Annotated in this window: 18 protein-coding genes; 11 read left to right on the top strand and 7 right to left on the bottom strand. The window is 71.5% G+C overall.

Features of this window, described 5'->3' with window-relative positions; genetic code table 11:
* Positions 1-52 precede the first annotated feature (52 nt).
* On the bottom strand, positions 53-367 hold the full coding sequence (locus tag ACF07N_RS33850; protein WP_309098129.1) for a hypothetical protein: 315 nt from the start codon (positions 365-367) through the stop codon (positions 53-55).
* A 229-nt stretch (positions 368-596) separates the two neighbouring features.
* On the opposite strand from ACF07N_RS33850, the gene ACF07N_RS33845 reads away from it, so the two are divergent.
* The 8 genes from ACF07N_RS33845 to ACF07N_RS33810 all read left to right on the top strand — a co-directional run bounded on the left by ACF07N_RS33845 (position 597) and on the right by ACF07N_RS33810 (position 8,904).
* On the top strand, positions 597-956 hold the full coding sequence (locus ACF07N_RS33845) for an arsenate reductase family protein (RefSeq protein WP_383323557.1): 360 nt from the start codon (positions 597-599) through the stop codon (positions 954-956).
* A 118-nt stretch (positions 957-1,074) separates the two neighbouring features.
* Complete coding sequence (locus ACF07N_RS33840) at positions 1,075-1,758, top strand: hypothetical protein (RefSeq protein WP_392120438.1); 684 nt, start codon at positions 1,075-1,077, stop codon at positions 1,756-1,758.
* Positions 1,759-2,115: 357 nt separating this feature from the next.
* On the top strand, positions 2,116-3,147 hold the full coding sequence (glnII, locus tag ACF07N_RS33835; protein ID WP_383323551.1) for a glutamine synthetase: 1,032 nt from the start codon (positions 2,116-2,118) through the stop codon (positions 3,145-3,147).
* Positions 3,148-3,540: 393 nt separating this feature from the next.
* Entirely contained in the window at positions 3,541-4,116 is a 576-nt protein-coding gene (locus ACF07N_RS33830; RefSeq protein WP_392120436.1) for a winged helix-turn-helix domain-containing protein, read from the top strand.
* Between the two features lie 64 nt (positions 4,117-4,180).
* On the top strand, positions 4,181-5,191 hold the full coding sequence (locus ACF07N_RS33825) for an SDR family oxidoreductase (protein ID WP_392120435.1): 1,011 nt from the start codon (positions 4,181-4,183) through the stop codon (positions 5,189-5,191).
* A 97-nt stretch (positions 5,192-5,288) separates the two neighbouring features.
* On the top strand, positions 5,289-6,548 hold the full coding sequence (locus ACF07N_RS33820; RefSeq protein ID WP_392120433.1) for a sensor histidine kinase: 1,260 nt from the start codon (positions 5,289-5,291) through the stop codon (positions 6,546-6,548).
* A complete protein-coding gene (locus ACF07N_RS33815; protein WP_392120431.1) occupies positions 6,539-7,192 on the top strand; it encodes a LuxR C-terminal-related transcriptional regulator in 654 nt (217 codons plus the stop codon). Before ACF07N_RS33820 ends, ACF07N_RS33815 begins: the two co-directional genes overlap by 10 nt.
* A 203-nt stretch (positions 7,193-7,395) precedes the next feature.
* Positions 7,396-8,904: a DUF1996 domain-containing protein gene (locus tag ACF07N_RS33810; protein ID WP_392120429.1), complete on the top strand. Its 1,509-nt coding sequence runs from the start codon at positions 7,396-7,398 to the stop codon at positions 8,902-8,904.
* Between the two features lie 71 nt (positions 8,905-8,975).
* Here the strand turns inward: ACF07N_RS33810 and ACF07N_RS33805 are convergent, their stop codons facing one another.
* Positions 8,976-9,410 (bottom strand): hypothetical protein, encoded by a 435-nt coding sequence (locus ACF07N_RS33805; RefSeq protein ID WP_383340809.1) that lies wholly within the window; start codon positions 9,408-9,410, stop codon positions 8,976-8,978.
* Positions 9,411-9,559: 149 nt separating this feature from the next.
* Here ACF07N_RS33805 and ACF07N_RS33800 point away from each other — a divergent pair, with 149 nt between their 5' ends.
* The 3 genes from ACF07N_RS33800 (at position 9,560) to ACF07N_RS33790 (ending at position 12,842) form a co-directional block, all read left to right on the top strand.
* Positions 9,560-10,087: a tetratricopeptide repeat protein gene (locus ACF07N_RS33800; protein ID WP_392120427.1), complete on the top strand. Its 528-nt coding sequence runs from the start codon at positions 9,560-9,562 to the stop codon at positions 10,085-10,087.
* A gap of 49 nt (positions 10,088-10,136) precedes the next feature.
* A complete protein-coding gene (locus ACF07N_RS33795; protein WP_392120425.1) occupies positions 10,137-12,059 on the top strand; it encodes a hypothetical protein in 1,923 nt (640 codons plus the stop codon).
* Between the two features lie 93 nt (positions 12,060-12,152).
* Positions 12,153-12,842, top strand: a complete 690-nt coding sequence (locus ACF07N_RS33790; protein ID WP_392120423.1) for a TetR/AcrR family transcriptional regulator — start codon at positions 12,153-12,155, stop codon at positions 12,840-12,842.
* 6 nt (positions 12,843-12,848) lie between these two features.
* Here ACF07N_RS33790 and ACF07N_RS33785 read toward each other — a convergent pair whose 3' ends face one another.
* The 5 genes from ACF07N_RS33785 to ACF07N_RS33765 form a co-directional block, all read right to left on the bottom strand.
* Complete coding sequence (locus tag ACF07N_RS33785) at positions 12,849-13,205, bottom strand: 5-carboxymethyl-2-hydroxymuconate Delta-isomerase (RefSeq protein WP_392120421.1); 357 nt, start codon at positions 13,203-13,205, stop codon at positions 12,849-12,851.
* 88 nt (positions 13,206-13,293) lie between these two features.
* A complete protein-coding gene (pulA, locus tag ACF07N_RS33780) occupies positions 13,294-18,696 on the bottom strand; it encodes a pullulanase-type alpha-1,6-glucosidase (protein WP_392120419.1) in 5,403 nt (1,800 codons plus the stop codon).
* Between the two features lie 198 nt (positions 18,697-18,894).
* Positions 18,895-20,268, bottom strand: a complete 1,374-nt coding sequence (locus tag ACF07N_RS33775; protein ID WP_392120416.1) for an alpha-amylase family protein — start codon at positions 20,266-20,268, stop codon at positions 18,895-18,897.
* A 120-nt stretch (positions 20,269-20,388) separates the two neighbouring features.
* A complete protein-coding gene (locus ACF07N_RS33770) occupies positions 20,389-22,080 on the bottom strand; it encodes a glycoside hydrolase family 13 protein (protein WP_383584548.1) in 1,692 nt (563 codons plus the stop codon).
* Positions 22,081-22,220: 140 nt separating this feature from the next.
* Positions 22,221-23,132: a sugar ABC transporter permease gene (locus tag ACF07N_RS33765; RefSeq protein WP_392120413.1), complete on the bottom strand. Its 912-nt coding sequence runs from the start codon at positions 23,130-23,132 to the stop codon at positions 22,221-22,223.
* Positions 23,133-23,143 lie beyond the last annotated feature (11 nt).

The raw sequence follows: 23,143 nt of genomic DNA, 5'->3' as shown, positions 1-23,143 counted from the left end.
AAGCGCCGGGCACCCCGCTCGGCAGGGCACCCGGCGCTCGTGAACGGCCCGGTCAGCGTGCGTAGCGCATGAACGCCCGCACCATGTGGCACGTCGTGTCCGACGGCGGGTGGACACCGATCAGCTCCGCCGTGTCGCGGATCGTCTCGTTGCGGGCCTGGTTCGGCAGGTAGACGCCGGAGTCGAGCAGGGCGATGGCCAGACGCATCGCCTTCAGGCGGCGGTTGTGCGTCACGTACCACTCGCGGGGCCGGCCCGGCGGCAGCGGCCGCTTCTCCACGGGCGCGTACGGCAGGTCGAGCAGGACGGGACGCTTCGCGGTGGACTGGGTGGGCAGCGGCTTCGGCTTCAGGGCGGCAGCGGGCACAGGCATCCTCCTGTCGCGGTCGGGCGGTCCGCCGAAGACGTCGGCGTCGTCGGCGCCACCCTCGAACACTGCTTACAGTTTACCGCCGGGCACTGACAACGGGCAGCGCACGGGGGCCCGTAAATGCCCAGGTGGCGACGGTAGTTGGCGGCCCGTCACGGCCGTTCCCGGCAGGGCGGATGGGTCGGCAGAAAATCGAACAGAGCGGGGAGCGCGTACCGTGAGCGCCATGGAGATCTGGATCAATCCGGCCTGCTCGAAGTGCCGCAGCGCCGTGCAGCTGCTCGACGCCGAGGGCGCCGACTACACCGTCCGCCGCTACCTGGAGGACGTGCCGGGCGAGGACGAGATCCGTGACGTGCTCGCGCGTCTCGGCCTCGAACCCTGGGACATCACCCGGACGCAGGAGGCGGCCGCCAAGGAGCTGGGACTGAAGCAGTGGCCGAGGGACGCCGGCGCGCGCGACCGGTGGATCAAGGCGCTCGCCGAGCACCCGAAGCTGATCCAGCGCCCGATCATCACCGCGGACGACGGCACGGCGGTGGTGGCCCGCACCGAGGAGGCCGTACGGGACGCACTGGGGCGTTGACGCCGGGCAACCGCCTTGTGGCGCAGGTCACTTCAGCGACTTCCGCCACCACTGAGCAACCCCGTTCGGTATCTCGTACATAGCGGCGTACGCTCCCCTACCTCTGCAGGAGGCGCGCATGTCGCGTAGGAGAACCCTCGGCACGAAGAAGAAGATCGCGCTGTTCGTGAGCGCGGCGACGGTGGCGGGAGGCGGGGCCTTCGTCATGGCGAGCACGTCGAACGCCGCGCAGATCCCCAAGTCGGCCTCGGAGTCGACGGTCTGCCTGGGCCTCGCCACCGCGCTCGGCAACAACCAGAAGTTCATCGCGGACCAGCGGGCCGCCCCCGACGCCCAGTCCGAGGCGCGGATCGCCAACCGCGAGGCGGTCGTCGCCGAGATCAAGCGCAAGCAGGAGGCGTCGGGCTGCGTGGTGGGGGAGTCGGCTCAGGACTCCCAGGCCACGCAGCCGGCGCAGCCCGCCCAGCCGTCGGCTCCGGCCGCCTCCGCCCCGGCCTCCCCGCCCGCCGCGTCCGCCCCGGCGGGCAACGCCGGTGGCGGCGGGGCGGCCGCCGGGCAGCAGGTGTGCAACGGCTCCACGGTCACGCTCTCCGGCGAGGGCGGTGCGCCCGCCGCGTCCAGCAACCAGTTCCCGGCCGGCACGAAACTGAAGGTCACCAACCTGGACAACAACAAGTCCACGACGGTGGAGGTCACTTCGGTCTCCGGCAGTTGTGTGCTGCTGAACAACGCGGCCTTCGAACAGGTCCGTGAGCCCGGCAAGTTCCTGATCCGCCGGGCCGTGATCGAGAAGGTGGGGTGAGGCCGGACGGCCGGGGAAGCCACTGAGGCGGCGGCCCACCCCCTCGGCCGTCCCTCGTACGTGTCACCGGTCCCGCCACCCCCGGCCAGGGGCGGCGGGACCGGCACGTCAGGGCCACGCGGTGCCGGTCACCGGCTTGACGGAGGGGAGCCGGTGACCTGCGCCTTTCCCGGGGCCGGACACCCTCACACCATGAGGTGCGGCACAGCGCCACCAGGTAACACGGGGTTCACATCCGAGCAATGGCCGGGAAATCGCCCGTTGCGAGGCTGCCGGGCAGCACCGGCGGCGTTTCAGTGCCGCAGCGCCGCAGCACCCGCGATACGCGCCCAGACACACCCCCGAAGGATGTGGCCCGTGACCTTCAAGGCTGAGTACATCTGGATCGACGGCACCGAGCCGACGGCCAAACTGCGTTCCAAGACCAAGATCATCGCGGGCTCCCCCGCCGGTCTGGACGCGCTGCCGATCTGGGGCTTCGACGGGTCCTCCACCAACCAGGCCGAGGGCCACGCCTCGGACTGCGTGCTCAAGCCGGTCTTCACCTGCCCGGACCCGATCCGCGGCGGCGACGACGTGCTCGTCCTGTGCGAGGTGCTGAACATCGACCTCACCCCGCACCCCACCAACACCCGAGCGGCGCTGGCCGAGGTGGCGGAGAAGTTCGCCGCGCAGGAGCCGATCTTCGGCATCGAGCAGGAGTACACGTTCTTCAAGGACGGCTACCCGCTCGGCTTCCCCAAGGGCGGTTTCCCGGCCCCGCAGGGCGGCTACTACTGCGGCGTCGGCGCCGATGAGATCTTCGGCCGTGACGTCGTCGAGGCCCACCTCGACAACTGCCTGAAGGCCGGCCTCGGCCTGTCCGGCATCAACGCCGAGGTCATGCCCGGCCAGTGGGAGTTCCAGGTCGGCCCGCTGGCCCCGCTGGAGGTCTCGGACCAGCTGTGGGTGGCCCGCTGGCTGCTCTACCGCACCGCCGAGGACTTCGACATCGCCGCCACCCTCGACCCGAAGCCGGTCAAGGGCGACTGGAACGGCGCCGGCGCGCACACCAACTTCTCCACCAAGGCGATGCGCGAGTCCTACGACGCGATCATCACCGCCGCCGAGGCGCTCGGCGAGGGCTCCAAGCCGCTCGACCACGTCAAGAACTACGGCGCCGGCATCGACGACCGCCTGACCGGCCTGCACGAGACCGCCCCGTGGAACGAGTACTCCTACGGCGTCTCCAACCGCGGCGCCTCGGTCCGCATCCCGTGGCAGGTCGAGAAGGACGGCAAGGGCTACATCGAGGACCGCCGTCCCAACGCCAACGTCGACCCGTACGTGGTGACCCGCCTGCTCGTCGACACCTGCTGCACGGCGCTGGAGAAGGCCGGCCAGGTCTGACCCCCGGTCCGCACGGCTTCCCGGAGGGCGCTCACCGTTCGCGGTGCGCGCCCTCTCGCGTTGCCGTGGGGTGACGCACCCGACATCGGCCCGCTGTCCAAGCAGTGAGAGAAGGGTCCCGGCAGTCGGCCTCCGTCTGCTTCAATGGCCTCATGGCCAGCTACCAGAAGCACACCGCGACGGGTCGCCATGACCTCGAGCCCTTCTGGCCTTCCCGTCAGCACCACGACTTCGACCGGGTGTGTTGCCGCGCGACGAACGCGCCGGCCCTCTAAAGCCGTACACCCCGGCCTTCGGCCAGCGCGAACCGCGTACGTCCTCGGCGAGCCCGACCACGAACTCGCGGCCGTCGACCTCCCCGACGAACCCCTCGCGCGAAAGAGCTGACCTCTCATGGCGACCACTCGTTCCCTGTCCACCGCCACCCTCGACTCCCCCGTCCCGCACGGTCCCCGGCACCGGCTGCGTGCCGTCGACCGGGACGAGGTGGTGACGGTCGCGGACCTGCTGCCGCCCGGGGCCACCTGGCTGCCGGCTCCCCAGCACACCCTGCCGGCCCTGCCCGGGCAGCCGCCGATGATCGGCTACCTGGTGCTCGTCCCCGCCGACCAGCAGCCCCCGTTCCCGGTGGCGGTGCCCGGCCGGCCGGCGGCGGCCGAGGCCGAGCCGGGCGCCGAGCCGCTGATCCGGGTCGACACCGTGCAGCGCACCGCCGCGGTGGCCGGCCGGCCGCTCGACCTCACGTACCTGGAGTTCGAGCTCCTCGCCCACCTGGTGGCCCACCCCGGCCGGGTGCACACCCGGGACCAGCTGGTCGGCACGGTGTGGGGCTACGGCCACGTGGGCGACGGCCGCACGGTCGACGTGCACATCGCCCGTCTGCGCCGCAAGCTCGGGGCGGAGCACCGGGACACCATCCGCACGGTGCGCCGCGTCGGCTACAAGTACGTTCCGCCGACGGCGCACTGACGCGGCGTCTGCCGACAGCAGATCGCCGTTCCGTGCACGCGCCGCACCGGGCACAGTCGTCGGCATGAGGCTTCTGGTGCTGGGTGGTACGGAGTTCGTGGGGCGGGCCGTCGTGGAGGCGGCGCTCGCGCGGGGCTGGGAGGTGACCGTCTTCCACCGGGGGCGGCACCAGGCGCCGCCGGGCGCGCGGACGCTGCACGGCGACCGCACCGCGCCCGGCGGGCTCACCGCCCTCGCCGAGGACGGCGGCGCGTGGGACGCCGTCGTCGACACCTGGTCGGCGGCGCCCCGGGCCGTACAGGACACGGCGCGGCTGCTGCGGGGCCGCGCCGGACGGTACGTGTACGTGTCGAGCTGCTCGGTGTACGCCTGGGCCCCGCCCGCCGGGTACGGCGAGGACGCGCCCCTGGTGGAGGGCGCGTCCCCGGGGGCCGGGCAGAGCGACTACGCCCGGGACAAGCGCGGCGGCGAGCTGGCCGCGGTCGAGGGCTTCGGCGCGGACGACTCGGTGCTCGTCCGGGCCGGGCTGATCCTCGGTCCGTACGAGAACGTCGGCCGTCTGCCGTGGTGGCTGACCCGGATGGCCCGGGGCGGCCCGGTCCTGGCACCGGGACCGCGGGAACTGCCCCTGCAGTACGTCGACGTGCGGGATCTGGCCGAGTGGATTCTCGGGGCGGCGGAGCGGGGGCTGAGCGGGCCGTACAACCTGATCAGCCCGCGGGGACACGCCACCACGGGGACGCTGCTCGAGGCGTGCGCGCGGGTCACCGGCGGTACGGCCGAGCTGCGGTGGACCGAGCCCGGGGTGATCCTCGCCGCGGGCATCGAGCCGTGGGTCGAACTGCCGGTGTGGGTGCCGCCCGGCAGCGACCTGCACGACGCCCTGCACGGCGCGGACGTCTCCCGTGCGCTCACGGCCGGTCTGCGCTGCCGGCCCGTCGAGGAGACGGTCGCCGACACCTGGAGCTGGCTGTGCGCCCTCGGCGGGGTCGCGCCGCAGCGCACGGACCGGACGCGGAACGGGCTGGACCCGGAGGTGGAGGCGAAGGTGCTCGCGGCCGGCCCGGGCTCCTGAACCACGGGCCGGCGCTCCGGGGGGTGTAGGTAGCACCACCCTCCGGCCGGGTGTCCGGCCCCGTGACCCGGCCAGCCCGCTCGACCAGACTGACGTCATGACCATCGACACGAAGACCGGCGACTCGCGTGCGGCGGCCCGGGGCATGGGGCTCGCCGCGGTGCGGGGGCTGGCGCTGGCCCTGATCTCGCTGCCGGGGGCGGTGCTGTGCCTGTGCCTGTCCCTCGTCTCCATCGGGCTCATCCCGATCGGGGTCGGGATCGTCACGACGCCGTACGTGCTGACGGGGGTACGGGCGTTCGCCGACTGGCGGCGGGTGCTGGCGGCCGAGTGGGGCGGGGTGCGGATCCCGCCGTCCTACCGTCCGCTGCCGAAGGACGCCAACCCGTGGGCACGCACCTTCGGCATGCTGGGCGACCCGGCGACCTGGCGGGACCTGCGGTGGCTGCCGGTGGACATGACCGCGGGGTTCGTCACCGCGCTGCTGCCGGCCGCCCTGCTGCTCTACCCACTGGAGGGCTTCGCGCTCGCTCTCGGGCTGTGGCGTGTCTTCCCCGACGGGTACTGGTACGGCTTCGTGCCGGTGACGGGTCAGGCGTCGGCGCTCGGTGCCGCCGTCCTCGCCCTGGGCCTGCTGTTCCTCGCGCACTTCCTCACCCCGCGCCTGCTCGGTGCGCACTTCCGGCTGACCCGGGCGATGCTCGGCGGCGACCAGGAGCGGCTGGCCGAGCGGGTGCGGGTGCTGACCGAGACGCGCCGGGACGCGGTCGACGCCTCCGCGGCCGAACTGCGGCGCATCGAGCGGGACCTGCACGACGGCGCGCAGGCGCGGCTGGTCGCCGTCGGCATGGACCTCGGCACCATCGAGGCGCTCCTCGACAAGGACCCGGACCGGGCCAAGGAGCTGATCGCGCAGGCCCGCAAGTCCTCGGTGGAGGCCCTGACCGAGCTGCGCGAGCTGGTGCGCGGCATCCATCCGCCGGTGCTGGCCGAGCGCGGTCTGGGCGACGCGGTGCGGGCGCTGGCACTGCGGCTGCCGGTGGCCACCGAGGTGAGCGTGGACCTGCCCGGGCGGGCCGAGGCGCCCGTGGAGTCGGCCGCGTACTTCGCCGTGAGCGAGGTGCTCACCAACGCGGTGAAGCACTCGGGCGCCGACCGGATCTGGGTCGACCTGCACCGGGCGGACGGCATGCTGCGGGCGACCGTGACGGACAACGGCCGGGGCGGCGCGGTGATCGGGGCCGGTTCGGGCCTGGCCGGGGTCGAACGGCGACTGGGTACATTCGACGGCGTCCTGGCCGTCAGCAGCCCCGCGGGCGGCCCCACCATGGTCACCGTGGAGATCCCTTGCGCGTAGTCCTGGCCGAAGACCTCTTCCTGCTGCGCGACGGACTGGTGCGGCTGCTGCAGGCGCACGGCTTCGAGATCGCGGCGGCCGTCGAGTCCGGGCCCGAACTGGCCTCCGCCCTGGCCGAACTGGACCCGGACGTCGCCGTGGTCGACGTGCGCCTGCCGCCCACGCACACCGACGAGGGCCTGCAGTGCGCGCTCGACGCCCGCCGCCGGCGGCCCGGCCTGCCGGTGCTGGTGCTCTCCCAGCACGTGGAGCAGCTGTACGCGCGCGAGCTGCTCGCCGACGGCAGCGGCGGCGTCGGCTACCTGCTGAAGGACCGGGTGTTCGACGCCGAGCAGTTCACGGACGCGGTACGGCGGGTGGCGGCCGGGGGTACGGCGATGGATCCGCAGGTCATCCAGCAGTTGCTGGCGCGGCAGTCGGGCACCGACCGGCCCCTGGCGCGGCTGACGCCCCGGGAGCTGGAGGTGCTGGAGCTGATGGCGCAGGGCCGGTCCAACGCGGCGATCGCCGGGAAACTGGTCGTGACGGAACGGGCGATCGCCAAGCACACCGCGAACATCTTCGCCAAACTGGGCCTCGAGGTCTCGGACGACGACAACCGGCGCGTGCTGGCGGTTCTCGCGTATCTCGACCACGACCGGTGAAACCGGACGCGTGCGCGCACCCACGGTGGGCGACCGACAACTCCCGGTATTCCGGAGGCTGTTGAGCACGCAGTGTCCCCACGAATCTCGCACCGATTTCCGGGACCTCTGAACACCCGTGGGACGGCCTCCGTATGGAAGGGAGCCGCTTCACTCCTGTCGGGCGCCTCGATGCCCCCGAAAAAGGAAGTCAGAGGAGTTCCATGGGACGCAACACAAGAAAACGCCGTACGCCGCTGGCCACAAAGGCCATAGCCGCATCGGCGGCCCTAGCGCTCGGTGGGGGCGGGCTGATCTGGGCAAACTTCTACGCCTCGGCGCACGAGGAGAATCCGGCGAACCAGACGAAGGCCGCGGGCGCGCAGATCGCCACGATCCAGTGCCCGGACGTCGGTCAGAAACTGACCAAGGTGCCCAAGCGCGCCCGGCGGGGGGTGGACCGGGAGCTGGCGAACCTCGACAAGCAGATCAGCGAGGCGTACTCGCGGCTCGCCTCCACGCGTCAGGCCCAGGCCGGTGACCCCGGCTTCGTCAACAACGCCATCCTCGGCCCGCTGAAGGCGAAGCGGACCGCGGCACTCGACCGGATCGGCATCAACATCCGGCGGGTGGGCGGCAAGGCACCCAACCTCGGCAGGCTGGCCGGCTGCAAGGGCATGCCCGCGAACCCGAACACCAACGACGGCAACGCCGGAGGCGGCCAGAACGGCGGCGGCCAGAACAACGGCGGTCAGAACGGCGGCGGCCAGAACAACGGCGGCCAGGGCGGCAACGGAGGCCAGGCGGGCAACGGCCCCGCGGCGGCGGACTTCATCAAGATCGAGGACGTGCAGCCCAACTCCCGCAACCTGCCCAACGGTCTCGCCGCGAACGGCGACGGCGGCTCCACCGGCTCGTTCACCACGAACTGCGGCACCAACGAGAACGAGAACCGCAACTCCGACAACGTGATCGTGGCGCCCGGTGTCTCCAACGGCGCGCAGCACCAGCACGACTACGTCGGCAACCAGAGCAACAACGCCTTCGCGAGCGACGAGGACCTGGCCAACGCCCAGACCACCTGCCAGAACCAGGGCGACAAGTCCTCCTACTTCTGGCCGGTCCTGCGCATCCAGGACGGCTCGCAGGACATCGACCAGGGTCAGCCCGGCGGTGGCCAGGACGGCAACGTCGGCAAGATCGTCGAGCCGGCCGAGGCGCAGCTGAAGTTCGTCGGCAACCGCACCAGCGACGTCGTCGCCATGCCGAAGGCCCTGCGCATCATCACCGGTGACGCCAAGTCCTTCACCAACGGCCTGAACAACGCCAACACCTCCTGGAGCTGCACCGGCTTCGAGGACCGGCAGGTGACGGACAAGTACCCGATCTGCCCCCAGGGCAGCTCCGTGGTGCGCACGTCCAACTTCCAGAGCTGCTGGGACGGCCAGAACATCGACAGCGCCAACCACCGCACCCACGTGGACTTCGTGGAGGCGGACGGCAGCTGCTCGAACGGCTTCCAGGCCATCCCCCAGCTCCAGGTCCGCCTGGTCTACGACGTCCAGGCGCCGCAGATCAACAACGGGCAGGTGCAGAACGCCTTCGCGGTGGACTCCTTCCCGGAGCAGCTGCACAAGCCGATCACGGACCACAACGACTTCATCAACTTCTTCGACGAGGACCTGATGAACGAGATGGTCCAGTGCATCAACAACGGCGAGGACTGCCAGTAGTCCGGACCATGTGAGAAGCCGGCGGTGGGAATTCCCACCGCCGGCTTTCGCTTGCCCCGCGTTCCGCCCGGTCAGCCGTGATGGCCGCCCTTGTTGTGGCTGCCACCGGGGTTCATGTGCTCGGAGCCCTCCTCCATGGTCCCGCCGAGGGTGCCCTGCAGCGCCGTCACGGTCTTCTCCTGGCCGACGGCGACCCACTTGCGGCCGACGAGGTAGTAACCGCCGTAGTCCTTGGCGCCGTTCAGCCACTCGCGCTGGCCACGGTCGGTGGCGAAGGTGGCGAGGACGTACTTCTCCTCGCCCCTCTTGCAGATGGCCTGACGGATGGTGTCGGCGTCGGTCTGCATGTCCGGCTTGCACTTGGCCTCGGCCGCGATGTGCTCCAGGCTGCCGGTCACCGCCTCGGGCACGGCCGCCGCCTCGTGCTCGCCGCCGGATCCGCAGCCGGCCAGCGCCAGTATCGCCACCGCGCCGCTCAGCGCGAGCATCGGTCGGGTCACCCTCATCTGTTCCTCCGGTCCTTGTCACGGCACGGTCCGGACGCATGCCGCACGGAGCCCTGGCAACGAGGCTCTCCCCCTCGATACGGCTCCGGGGCCCGGAGTGCTCAAAAATCCCGCTGCCCCGGTGGGCACTCCCGTGCGAGGGTGGCCCGGTGAATCAGGACTGGGAAGATCGCGTGACCGCCCTGTGGGCACGTTTCGGCGACTACGCCGAGACCGCCGAGGACGAGGCCCGCTTCCGCGCCGATGTCGACGCCCTCGTGGCCGAACTGCCCGGGGACAGCCCGCTGGGCCCGTTCGAGCAGGCCTGCGCCTGGGACTCGACCGGCCACTCGGACCGGGCGGTCCCGCTGTACCGGGAGGCGCTGGCCCGGGGACTGGCCGGCGTCAGCCCCTACAAGGCCCGCCGGACGAAGATCCAGCTGGCCAGCTCACTGCGGAACATCGGGCAGGCCGAGGAGGGCGCCGAGCTGCTCGAAGCCGAACTCGACGCCCCGTCCGACGAGCTGGACGACGCCGTGCGCGCCACGCTCGCCCTGTGCCTGTCCAGTCTCGGCCGCGACCGCGAGGGCCTGTCGCTGGTCCTGGGCGCCCTGGCCCCCCATCTGCCGCGCTACCAGCGGTCGATGGCGAACTACGCCCGGCTGCTCGTCGAGCCGGCGCGGCGGCCGGGGGCCTGAACACGGGGTGGTCAGGTGACCATCCACCGATTCGCTCGTTCTGCTGAACGTGCAGTCACAGGATGTCGCCCAGCGCCCCGCACCCCCCTCCCCCGCCGGCCCGGTCGTCGACGTCGAGCAGGCCGAGGCCGCCCTCGTCGAGCACTATCCGCGGCTCGTCCGGCTGGCCTACCTGGTGCTGCCGCCCGGCCTGGGCCGCAGCCGGCGCGTCCTGACCGCACACGCCCTCACCCAGCGGGCCCTGCCCCGCAACCGCACCCCGGCGCCGGTGATCCCGGCCCAGTCCACCGGCCGGGACGGCGACCCCGGTTACGCCCTGGTCCGGCTCCAGGTGCTGCGCACGGCGCTCCAGGCGGGGCTGCCGCTGCGGCTGCGGACCTGGCCCAAGCGGTCCCAGTTGCCGCCGCTGCTGCCGCAGGTGTGGGGTCTGAAGCTCTTCCCGCGCTCCGGCGGCGCCGACGAACTCTCCCTGGACCAGCGGCTGTCCACGCTCTCGGGTCCGGCCCGGGCCGCGTACGCGCTGCGCGGTCTGGAGCGGCTGACGGACGACGGCGCGCGCAGGGTGCTCGCGGCCGCCGGGGTCGCCGACCCGGACGGCGCGCTGCTGGAGGCCGGCGGGATCCCCGAGCAGTTCGCCCTGCTGGACTCCCCCGAGTTCGACCCCTGCTCGCTGCAGGCCCGCCCGACCGACCTGATGCGGCGGCGCCAGCACCTGAAGGCCGCGCTGGCGGCCGGAGCGGCCCTGCTGGTGTGCGGGGCACTGCTCGGACTGCCCGGCGAGGGCTGGGGACCCGACGGTGCCGCCGCACCGCCGTACGCGCGCAACCCGGCCGCGCAGGCCGCCCTGGACCCGGGGAAGCTGACCCGGGTCCCCCCTGCCGCGTGGCGCGGCTCGGCGCGCACCGACTTCTCCGTGTGGCCGGCCCGGGGCGACCTCACCGGCGACGACGCCCTGCTGCGCCGGGCCCTCGCGGTGTGGGCGCGCCCCGGGGAGACGGTCCAGGTCTCGGCGACACCCGGCACCCCCTCCGGCGGCCCGGCGGGCCCACCGCAGCTGCTGTACGCCGGGACGGTCGACGCCGCACGCGTGGTGATCCTCTACGACGGTCTGCGTGTCGCCCGCTACGCCGAGCCGAAGGACGGCACGCAGGGCGCCGCCCTCGACTTCGCACGGGTCGACGGTGCCTCCCGGGCCGAGGCGGGCGCGGTGGTGCTGGGCCGGGCCGACGGCAACGTCCGTTACCTGACCGCTCCGTGGGTCGAGGAGGCGGCCGAGCGGGATCTGATGAAGCCCGGCTCCGGCGCGATGGACCTGGCGCTGACCGACGGGGTGACCGCGCCGCTGGCCAGCCCGGCCCTGCGGTCCGGCCCGTGCACCTCGTGGAACGTCCTGCAACTGACCGACGGGGCCCGGACCCGGCTGCTGACCGACCTCGGCGAGCTGGTCCCGGCCCGGCTCACCACGGGCCGGCCCGGCCGTCCGGGTGACGTGTCCGGGGCGGCGGCGCTGCACGCCTGGCAACCGTTCGCCTGCTCGCTGGGCACGCTCCGCTCGGCAGGGGTGCGCAGCGTCAACGCCTGGGCGTTCAACGAGCAGCCGCTGCCCGACGCGAGCGGCTCGGCGGCGTGGGTGTGCACGCGGGCGGAGACCTGGCGGGGCGGCGGGGCGCGGGTGCTCGCGCAGTTCCACACCCCGGGCGGGGCGTACGGGGCGGTGGCGGCGAAGGCGGAGAACGTCCCGGCGTGCGGTGCGCGTGATCCGCACGTGCTGGCCGGGGTGTTGTGGAAGTCGAAGGCCGGTGACTGGTACCTGCTGGCGGCCGGCGGCCGGGAGACCGCGTCGATCCGGGCGGCGGGCGGGGTCGACGGGGCGGCGCGGGGCAGCCTGCTCACCGTCCCGGCCGAGCAGGGCGCGCAGGCCGAGCTGAAGGGCACCCTGGAGGACGGGCGTTCGCTCGGCGGACTGCGCTGAGCGGCGCCTTCCGTGACGGCCCGGGCGCCCCGGGCGGACCCCACCGATCGATCCGGACCGTTCGCGGCCGGAATCGATCGGTAAGGTGTTCGTATGACTATCGGGGTACGCCGCAGGATGGGAGTCGAGGAGCGACGGCAGCAGTTGATCGGCGTCGCCCTCGAACTGTTCAGCCGCCGCTCGCCCGACGAGGTGTCGATCGACGAGATAGCGTCGGCCGCGGGCATCTCACGCCCGTTGGTCTACCACTACTTCCCCGGCAAACTCAGCCTGTACGAGGCCGCGTTGCAGCGGGCCTCGGACGATCTCGCGGCCCGGTTCGTGGAGCCGCACGAGGGCCCGCTGGGAGCCCGGCTGCTGCGGGTGATGCACCGCTTCTTCGACTTCGTGGACGAGCACGGTCCCGGTTTCTCCGCCCTGATGCGCGGCGGCCCGGCGGTCGGGTCCTCCCGGGCCAACGCGCTCGTCGACTCCGTACGGCAGGCCGCTCATGTCCAGATCCTTTCGCACCTGGGCGTGACCGATCCGCCCGCGCGGCTCGAACTGGTCGTGCGGTCCTGGATCTCGCTCGCCGAGTCGACGGCACTGATCTGGCTGGACGGCCGGCGCATCCCGCGTGAGGAGCTGGAGCGCCAGCTCGTCAACGACTTCGCCGCGCTCGCCGCGGTCAGCGCCGCCTACGACGAGGAGATGGCGGCCCTGCTGCGCCGCATCGTCAAGGACGAGCCGGCCGACGGCCCGTTCGCGCACCTGGTCGGCCGGCTGATCGCCCTGGCGAGCTGAGCGGGCTCAGCTCTCGGACTTGGCGTACGACGGGTCCAGGTCGCGGACCTCGGCGGAGGCGTGCAGCACGACGCCCGCGGCGGGCTTCAGATGCGTCCGCAGCAGTTCCAGCGCGGCCTCGGTGAGCCGGGCCTTGGTCTCGTCGGTGCGGCCGGCGAGCAGCGCGATGTGGACGTGCACATGGGCGTGGCCCTCGGTGTCGGGGCCGACGACGATGTCCTCGGTCCTGCGGAACCGGGTCTTGCAGGCCGGCGGCTTGGCGGCCGCGATCTCGACCGTCGCCTCGTGCAGCGCCGTGGCGAAGCCGGGCCGGTCGAAGCCGTCCGCGAGGTCGGCGGAATAGTCGACGGTGATCTGCGGCATCAGCACTCCTGTTCCGGTGGGTGGGCTCACCCTAACGGCAGACGGGGCGGGCCACCGCCGGTGGCCCGCCCCGCCCGTACCGCCTTCGTCACCCGGTGGTGCGGGTGAAGACCGCGACCGTGCGTCCCGGGACGGCGAACGTCCCGGACGTCTCCGCGTAGGCGGAGGACTTCACGGTGGCGTCGGCGCCCGCCGCCTGCACCGGATGCAGCCGGTAGCCGGTCCCGGCCAGGGCCGGGACGCGCTGTTCCTGCCGCTCCGGCGTGGCGTTGAAGACGACGACGAGGTCACCGAGCCGCATGGTGATCACGCCGGGCGTCTCGTCCGTGCCGGACAGCGGGAAGGACAGCCGGGACTGCACCCGCTCGGCCGTACCGAGGGAGAAGTCCGGTTCGGCGGCGCGGATCCGCAGCAGGTCGCGGTAGGCCGCCGAGGCGCCCCGGATCTGCTCGCAGCCCACCTTCACCGTGCTCAACAGCGGCTTGGCGTACGGCCACTTGTCCTCGTTGTCGGCCGCCATGGGCAGTCCGCGGCCGAAGCCGTTGCCGTCCCGGCAGTCCCAGTGGATGGCGTTGAACCAGTCGCCGCTGTCGTAGGAGTTGCGGTCCAGGGACTTGGAGCGCAGCAGGTCCGTGCCCGCCTGGGAGAGGGCCGGGCCCTGCGAGAGGGTGGCCGTCGCCATGGCGAGGACCTGCATCCGGGCCCGGTCGGAGGCGCTCACGGTGGCGGGCAGCTTGAAGGCCAGCGCGTCGAACAGGGACTCGTTGTCGTGCGCGTCGGCGTAGGCGAGGGCGTCGCCGGGCGCGTCGGCGTAACCGGCGGGGGCGCCGTTGTAGTCGACCTCGGAGCCCTTGACCTCCTTGCCGCCGGTGTCGGTGAACGTGTAGGCGCTCAGGTTGCCGGTCAGGCCCACCTTGATGAGGTCCTGGTAGTGCAGCAGACGGGCCTTCTGCTCGGCCGGGGTGCCGTTGCTCTTCGAGGAGTTGGGCTCGGTGTACAGGCCGGACGCGAAGCCCTGCACGCCCGGGTCCTCGTCGAAGGGGCCGCCGCCGCGCACCGCGTCGCGGGCCCGGTCGGAGAAGGTGGCGATGCCGGTGCCGGCCATGTTCTTCTGCGTGGCCTGGACGAACCGGGCGTCGTCGGCGACCTCGCCGAAGTTCCAGCCCTCGCCGTACAGGATGATCTTCTTGCCGTCGACGCCGTCCTTCGCGAGGGTCAGCTCGTCCAGGGCCTTGCGCACGGCCAGGATGTTGGCCTTCGGGTGGTGGCCCATGAGGTCGAAGCGGAAGCCGTCGACCTTGTACTGCTTGGCCCAGGTGACGACCGAGTCGACGACGAGCTTGCCCATCATGGCGTTCTCGGTGGCGGTGTTGGCGCAGCAGGTGCTGTTGGCGACGGAGCCGTCGGCGAGCAGGCGCTGGTAGTAGCCGGGCACGATCCGGTCGAGGACGCTCGTCCTCTCCTGCCCGGCGGCGGCGGTGTGGTTGTAGACGACGTCCATCACGACCCGCAGGCCGTCGTCGTTGAGGGCCTTGACCATCTTGCGGAACTCGACCGTGCGGGCCGTGCCGTCCGGGTCGGTGGCGTAGGAGCCCTCGGGGACCGTGTAGTGGTACGGGTCGTAGCCCCAGTTGTAGGCGTCCTTCGCGGCGATCTTCCCGACGCACTCCTGCTGCTTCTCGGAGTCCGCCGGGTAGGAGGCCAGGTCGCAGTCGGTCCGCGCCTGGTCGGCCCTGCGCTCGGGGATGGTGGCGACGTCGAAGGCCGGGAGCAGGTGCACGTACGAGGTGCCGGCCTTCGCCAGCTCGCGCAGGTGCCTGCTGCCGTCGCTGGCCTTGTCGGTGAAGGCGAGGTAGGTGCCGGGGTGCTTCGCCGTGCGGTCCTCGACGGAGAAGTCCCGGACGTGCAGCTCCTGGATCTGCGCGTCCCGCAGCGGCACGGCCCTGGGCTTGGTGTACGTCGACCAGCCGGCCGGCTCGAGGGCCTTGTCGGCCAGGTCGACGACGAGGCTGCGCTCGGAGTCGGTGGTGAGGGCCACGGCGTAGGGGTCGGTGACCTTGTTGGTGACGACCTGGCGGACGCCGGGCGCCCAGACCTTCACGACGTAGCGGTAGGGCTTGTTCTTCCAGGAGGCGGGGCCGGTGACGGACCAGACGCCGGTGGCGGAGTCGCGCTTCATCGGCACGGTCGTGGCGCCGATCTCCAGGGCCACGGACTGCGCGGTGGGCGCCCACACGGACAGGGTGGGGCGGCTCCGGTCGAACGTCGGTCCCAGGTCGGCTCCGGTGGCGTCGTAGAGGTCGTCGAGGACCCCGGCGATCTGCACGCCGGTCGCCGCGAGCACCGCCCCGTTGGCCGCGTGCTGGGTGGCGACGACCTGGCCGCGCAGGGCCTCGCGGACCCGGTCGCGGTCACGGGGGTCGACGGTCCAGGCGTCGTACTCCTTCAGGTGCGGGAACTTCGCCTTCTGGGCGTCGGTCAGCTCGCCCTTCGCCAGGCGCAGCCACTTCGCGTCGCCGGTCAGGGCGCCGTCCTCGACCTTGATGGAGCCGTCGCGGGAGTACTGCAGCTGGGTGGAGGCGGCGGCGCCGGAGCCGTTCCAGGCGAGGGTGTTCCGGTCGATCCAGACCGCCTTGGAGGTGGTCAGGTCGAGGGCGGCGGCGCTGCCCGCGGGCTGCGGGAGCAGGTACTTCTCCTGGCCGCTCACCAGCCACACCTCGTTGCCGTTCGCCTTGAGGTCGAGTGACTGGTCGGTGGGCAGGTCCTTCTCGTCGCCCTTGTGGATGATGTAGCTGAGGCTGGTGGCACCCTCGGTGAGCGGCACCTCGAAGACTGCGCCATAGGCATCAGTCTTGACCGGCTTCAGGGGGTTCGACCAGTCGGTGGGGTTCGCGGCACCGGTCCACACGTGCAGGCCCCAGCCGTCGTAATTCCCGTCGGCCCGGTGGTAGTGCAGGACGGCCTTGCTCTTGTCGGGCGCCGGGTAGGCGGGCCGCTCGGTGGTGACGGTCTCCTCGCCCTGCTCGATCCAGATCTCGCCGGTCTTGGTGACGTCGATCGTGCGGTCGGTGGCGACGTCCTTGGTGCCGTCCTTGTCGATGACGAGGAAGCCGACGTTCGAGGCGCCGGGCTTGAGCTTGACCCAGGCGAAGGCGCCGTAGGCGTCCCGGCCGGTGAAGGGGTGGCTCTCGGGCCACTCGGTGGCCTCGCCCTCGGCGAGGTCGCCCCAGGCGTACAGGCCCCAGTCGGCGTAGTCGCCGTCCGCGCGCTTGTAGTGGACGATCGCGTAGTCGCGGGAGGACGCGGTGGGGGGCTCCTGGACGGGCGGGGTGCCGGTGGTGGAGGAGGCCAGGGCGCTCGCGGTGCGGCCGGCCGAGTCGATCACGACGGCCTTGTAGCGCAGGGCCGTGCCCGGCGGCACGTATTTGCCGATGGTGTGGGTGACCTTGTAGGGGGCGTGGTCGGCGGAGCCGAGGACCCGCCACTTGCCGTTGCCGGTCTGCGCGGCGAACACGACCCGGTTGAGCTGCCCGCCGTCGACGTCCGCGGAGATCTCGACGGTTCCGGTGGCGCCGGCTGCGGGGGCCTTGAGGGTGAGGGACGGTTCGGTGGCGGGCTTGGCGAGCCGGCCCGCGGCCTTGAGGACGATCGCCGAACCGGCCGGGACGGTGACGGTGAGCTTCTTGTCGCCGTCGCTCTTGACAGAGGCGTCGGTGCCGTACAGACCGCGGAAGGTCATGTCCGCCGAGCCGGTCGCGAAGGTCGCGGTCCTCTGCTCCGCGGCGTTGTTGACGGCGACGACGTACTCGGTGCGGGTCTTGGCGTCCGTGCGGGAGAAGGCGTAGACGCCCGGCCCGTCGGCCGCGTACCGCTGCTGCTGGACGCCGTCCGCGAGGGCCGGGTGGGCCTTGCGCAGCTGGGCGAGCGCGCTGATCTGCCGGTACAGCGGGGCCTTCGTGTCGTAGGCGTCCTCGGCGTGCGTGGCGTCGGTGCCGATCCGGTCATCGTCCAGGTAGTCGGCGGTGCGCGAGGCGAACATGCTCTGCCGGGCGTCCTTGTCACCGCCCGCGCCGGCGAAGCCCTGCTCGTCGCCGTAGTAGACGACGGGGTTGCCGCGGCTGAGGAACATCAGCTCGTTGGCGAGCCCGGCCTTCTTCAGCAGCTCGGCGTCCGAGGCCTTCGGGTCGTCCTGCTTCAGGAAGTACCCGATCCGGCCCATGTCGTGGTTGCCGAGGAAGGTGACCTGCTCGTAGGCGTTGGCCTTGCCGGTCGTGTACTTGTAGTCGTCGCCGAAGACGCCCGCGAGCTGCTGGGCGCTGCCGCCCTGCGAGGCGTACTGGCGGGCCGCCTCCTGGAAGGGGAAGTCGAGGGTGGCGTCGAGCCGGCCCTGGGTGACGTAGGGGGCGGTGACGTCCGTGTCGGCCGAGTAGACCTCGCCGAACATGAAGAAGTCGTCGCGGCCCTTCTTCGCCGCGTAGGCGTCGAGGGCGGTGGCCCACTGGGTCCAGAACTCCATGTTGACGTGCTTCACGGTGTCGATCCGGAAGCCGTCGATGTCGAAGTCCCGCACCCAGCGCTGGTAGATCCTCTCCATGCCGCTGACGACCTCGGGCCGCTCGGTCCACAGGTCGTCGAGCCCGGAGAAGTCGCCGTGGGCCGAGCTCTCACCGGCGAAGGTGGAGTCGCCGCGGTTGTGGTACATCGTCGGGTCGTTGAGCCACGACGGGACCTTGACGTTCTTCTCGGCGGCGGTGACGGCCGGGGTGCGCGGGAAGGAGTCGCGGTCGACCTCGGGGAAGTCCCGCCGCCCGTCAGCGTAGTCGGCGTCGTCGAAGGGCACGCCGTCCTTCGTCAGGTACGGGAAGGCGCCCTTGGAGAGGTACTCGTAGGACTTCTCCTCGTAGTCGACGATGTCGGCGGTGTGGTTGGTGATGACGTCGAAGAAGACCTTCATGCCCTTGTCGTGGGCCTTGTCGATGAGGGTCTCGAGATCCTCGTTGGTGCCGAAGTGCGGGTCGACCTGGGTGAAGTCGGTGATCCAGTACCCGTGGTAGCCGGCCGAGGCGTTCGCCCCGGTGCCCTGCACGGGCCGGTTCTTGAAGATGGGGGCCATCCACAGGGCCGTGGTGCCGAGGCCCTTGATGTAGTCGAGCCTCTTGGTCAGGCCCTTGAGGTCGCCGCCCTGGTAGAAGCCCTTGTCGGTGGGGTCGTAGCCGGTGGCGAGGCGCGAACCGGTCAGGCCGCCCTTGTCGTTGCGCGCGTCGCCGTTGGCGAAGCGGTCCGGCAGGACGAAGTAGAACTGCTCCCGGGTGGCGTCGTGGCGGGCCGGCTGGGCGGCCAGCGCGGCATCGGACGGCGGCGCCGGCGGGGTGGCGGCCCCGGCGGCGAGCGGCTGGACGAGTGTGGCGGCCAGCGCGGCGGCGGTGACCGCCGCGACCCGTCCGGCACGGGCGGTTCGGCGCCTGGACGGCACCGGCCATCTCGGTATCACAGATGGGCTCCTAGCGATTGCGGCTCTCTCGGGTCCGACCCCGCGCGACGGTATCGCCGCCGAAACCCTTACAGCAAGAGTTGTGAAAGCATGAGAAAGAACTTTCAACCACGGGGGCCGGCCCGGCACAGCGGCCCCGGCCGCCACGGGGGTGGTGGCGTCCGGGACCGCGTACACCGCGCACGGGTGAATCCGCCGCTAACAGCCGGACTTGCCCGCGTGGATCGCCAGGGCCGTCTGCGCACCGAGGGTGGCCGTGAACTGCCCGCTCGAGTTCACCGTCACCGGGGTGTTGTTCTGCACGTTGCAGTACGTCCCGCCAGGCAGCGAGGTCTGGTAGGTGCGGGTCAGGGAGCCGGATTCGTGGTTGATGGCCACGAAGCCCTTGCTGCCCCGGCCGAAGGCGATGGCGTCGCCGCCGTTGTCCCACCAGTTGGTGACCGCCTGGCCGCGCGTGGCGTTGCGGAAGGCGACCATGGACTTGATCTCCGGCCAGTTGTGCTGGCACTTCCAGCCGTCCTGCCAGCAGGCGTTCACCTGACCGCCGTTGGGCGGCCCGGCGTCGTGGTCGGTGAACTCGTAGCCGGAGTTGATGTCGGGGGCGCCGTAGGGCCAGGCCAGCATGAAGACGTTGGCCAGGGTGTAGTTGGCGCCGTCCTTGTAGCTGAGGGTGGAGCCGTTGCGCTCGGTGTCGTGGTTGTCGACGAAGACGCCCGAGACGCCGCTGCTCATGTAGCCCCAGCCCTCGCCGTAGTTCTTCAGGTAGGCGAGGTTCTCGTTGTTGAAGACCCGCTTGAGGTCGTAGGCGTAGCGGAACTCCTGGACGTCGCCGTTGCCCGTGTACTCGGTGGGCTGGACGGCCTCGCCGGCGCCGTGGATGGCCTCCTGCTTCCAGTACGCCGAGGGGTTGCTCAGCCGGGACTTGATGTTCGCGAGGTCGGCGGCCGGCATGTGCTTGGCGGCGTCGATGCGGAAGCCGTCCACGCCGAGGGAGAGCAGGTCGTTCATGTACCGGGCGATGGCCCCGCGGACGTAGTCCTCGCCGGTGTCGAGGTCGGCGAGGCCGACCAGTTCGCAGTTCTGGACGTTGCCGCGGTCCTGGTAGTTGGTGATCTGCGCGGTGCAGTTGTCGAAGTCGTACGACGAGTACAGCCCGGGGTAGTTGTACTTCGTGTACGACGAGCCGCCGGTGCCGGTGCCGCTGCCCGCCGACATGTGGTTGATGACCGTGTCGACGACGACCTTCACACCGGCCGCGTGACACGTGTCGACCATGTTCTTGAAGGCCGCGCGGTCACCGAGCCGGCCGGCGATCTTGTAGCTGACCGGCTGGTACGAGGTCCACCACTGCGAGCCCTGTATGTGCTCGGCGGGCGGTGAGACCTGCACGTAGCCGTAGCCGGCGGGGCCGAGGGTGGTGGTGCACTCACGGGCGACGGAAGCGAACTTCCACTCGAACAGGACGGCGGTGACGTCCTTGGTGCCCGGCGGGGAGGCCTGGGCGCCGGTCGGGTGCATGACAACCGCAGCCGCGGCGAGCGCGACGGCGGCGGAGAGGTATCTGCGTGCCATGTGGGGTTTCCTTCTTCGTTGAAGGTTCTTGCTGCAAGGTTCAGAAACCTTGCGGTGACGCAGATGTTAAGGGCCCGCCGCCCGAAAGGGCAGCGGGCCGTACGAAATTCAGCGGAAAATTCAGGCGGTGGCCGCGGTGGTCCACCACACCGTGGTGTCGGCGGGCACCTTCGCCTCGTCGTCGACCTGCACGATCTCGCCGCTCGCGACCAGCACCCGGCCGTACGCGGGCATCGCCACCGACTCCCCCGTGGTGTTCGCGACGCACACGAACTCCCCGCGGCGGAAGGCCAGCACGCCCTCGGGCGCGCGCAGCCACTCCACCGACGTGCCCGCGCCGAGGTCGGGCTGCTCCCGGCGCACCGCGAGCGCGGCCCGGTACAGCTCCAGGGTCGAGCCGGGCACGCCGCTCTGCGCCTCGACGCTCAACTCGCCCCAGCCCTCCGGCTGCGGCAGCCAGCTGCCCCCGTCGCCGAAGCCGTACGAGGAGCCGTCACGGGTCCACGGGATCGGCACCCGGCAGCCGTCGCGGAAGCCGTCCTGGCCCGCGCCCCGGAAGTACGCCGGGTCCTGGCGCACCTCGTCGGGCAGGTCGACGACGTCGGGCAGGCCGAGTTCCTCGCCCTGGTAGATGTAGGCCGAGCCGGGCAGCGCCAGCATCAGCAGGCTCGCGGCGCGGGCCCTGCGCAGGCCCAGCTCCCGGTCGCCGGCCAGGCGGATCTGGGTGCCGAGGCCGGGCGGGTTGGCGAACCGGGTGGCGTGCCGGGTGACGTCGTGGTTGGACAGCACCCAGGTGGCCGGGGCACCGACCGGGCGCATGGCCTCCAGGGTGCGGTCGATGACCTCGCGCATCTCGGCCGCGTCCCAGTGGGTGCTCAGGTACTGGAAGTTGAAGGCCTGGTGCAGCTCGTCGGGGCGCACGTAGTTCGCGGTCCGCTCGATCGTCGGCGTCCACGCCTCGGCGACGAAGATGCGCTCGCCCGCGTACTCGTCCAGGATCAGGCGCCACTGGCGGTAGATCTCGTGCACACCGTCCTGGTCGAAGAACGGCATGACATCGTTGCCCAGCAGCTTCACCTGATCATGGGATCCGAGGTCCGGCAGCCCGTCCGCCTTCACCAGGCCGTGGGCCACGTCGATCCGGAAGCCGTCCACGCCCATGTCGAGCCAGAACCGCAGGATGGAGCGGAACTCGTCGCCGACGGCCGGGTGGTTCCAATTGAAGTCGGGCTGCTCCGGGGCGAAGAGGTGCAGGTACCACTCGCCGGGCGTGCCGTCGGGCTCGGTGACCCGGGTCCAGGCCGGGCCGCCGAAGATGGACTCCCAGTCGTTGGGCGGCAGTTCACCGTCGGCGCCCTTGCCGGGACGGAAGTGGTAGCGGTCGCGCAGCGGCGAGCCCGGGCCCTCGGCGACGGCCCGCTTGAACCACTCGTGCTGGTCCGAGGAGTGGTTGGGCACCAGGTCGACGATGATGCGCAGGCCGAGTTCGTGGGCGTCGCGGATCAGCGCGTCGGCGTCCAGGAGGTTGCCGAACATGGGGTCGACGGCCCGGTAGTCGGCGACGTCGTAGCCGGCGTCGGCCTGCGGCGAGGCGTAGAAGGGGCTGAGCCACACGGCGTCCACGCCGAGGTCGCGCAGGTACGGAAGCCGGGTGCGGACACCCTCCAGGTCGCCCATGCCGTCACCGTTGCTGTCGGCGAAGCTGCGCGGGTACACCTGGTAGATCACCGCGTCCCGCCACCAGTCGCGGCGCTTGGCGACGGCCACGGCGGACGGGGAGGTGGGGGCAGGTGCAGCTGAGTGCTGGCTCATGTCGTCCTTGATGCGTAACTGGGGTGTGGTCATGGGACGTGAGGTGGTACGAGGCGGCCGCGGCACAGCGGGGTCGGATGGGCACCGCGGCCGCCTCGGGCTGGTGAAGGCCGTTCGGCGGCGCCCGTGGGGACGCCGGGTCAGCCCTTGGTGCCGCCGGCGGTGAGCCCGGTCACCAGGTTCTTCTGCACGAGGTAGAAGAACGCGGAGACGGGTATCGCGATCAGCACGGCGGTCGCGGCCATCAGGTTGCGCTGGGCGTCGTGCTCGCTGATGAAGCTCTGCAGGCCGACGGCGAAGGTGTACTTCTCGTCGTCCAGCATGAACACGGTGGCGAAGGCGACCTCACCGAAGGCGGTGATGAAGCTGTAGAAGGCGGCCACCGCCAGACCCGGCCGGGCGAGCGGCAGGATCAGCCGGAAGAACGTGCCGAAGGGCGTCAGCCCGTCGACGCGGCCGGCCTCGTCGATCTCGAACGGGATGGTGTCGAAGTAGCCCTTCAGCAGCCAGGCGCAGTAGGGCACCGCGGTCGAGCAGTAGACCAGGACCAGGCCGAAGTAGGTGTCGACGAGCTGCAGGCTCGACAGGATCTGGTACATCGGCACGATCAGCACGGCGATCGGGAACATCTGCGTGCACAGCAGGACCCACATGAACTTCTTGTAGCCCGGGAAGCGCATGCGGGACACGGCGTACCCGGTCGTGGCGGCGATGACCACTCCGATGACCGTGGTCCCCAGGGACACGATCAGCGTGCTCTGCAACCAGTGGAAGAAGGCGGTCTCCTGGAGCACGAAACCGTAGTTGTCCAGGGTCATCTTCGACCAGATGCGCCCGGGGTGCAGATAGTCGTCCTTGTCCGGGCCGAGGGACAGGAAGACCAGCCAGACGATCGGGAAGAGCGCGATCAGGCTCGCCAGGATCAGCAGGGCGTGGGAGAGCAGGCTCCCGGCCGCGCCGCGCCGGCCGCGCCGGCGGGCGGCGGCGGACACGGGGGCGACGGCGGGGGCCGGGGCCCCGCCCGCGGACTGCTGGACGGTCGTGGTGCTCATGGGGACTCCTG

It is taken from the genome of Streptomyces sp. NPDC015242, assembly GCF_043079125.1.
Taxonomy (GTDB): Bacteria; Actinomycetota; Actinomycetes; order Streptomycetales; family Streptomycetaceae; genus Streptomyces.
The sequence above is the reverse complement of the archived record's forward strand: the minus strand, read 5'-3'. Positions and strand labels throughout refer to the sequence as shown.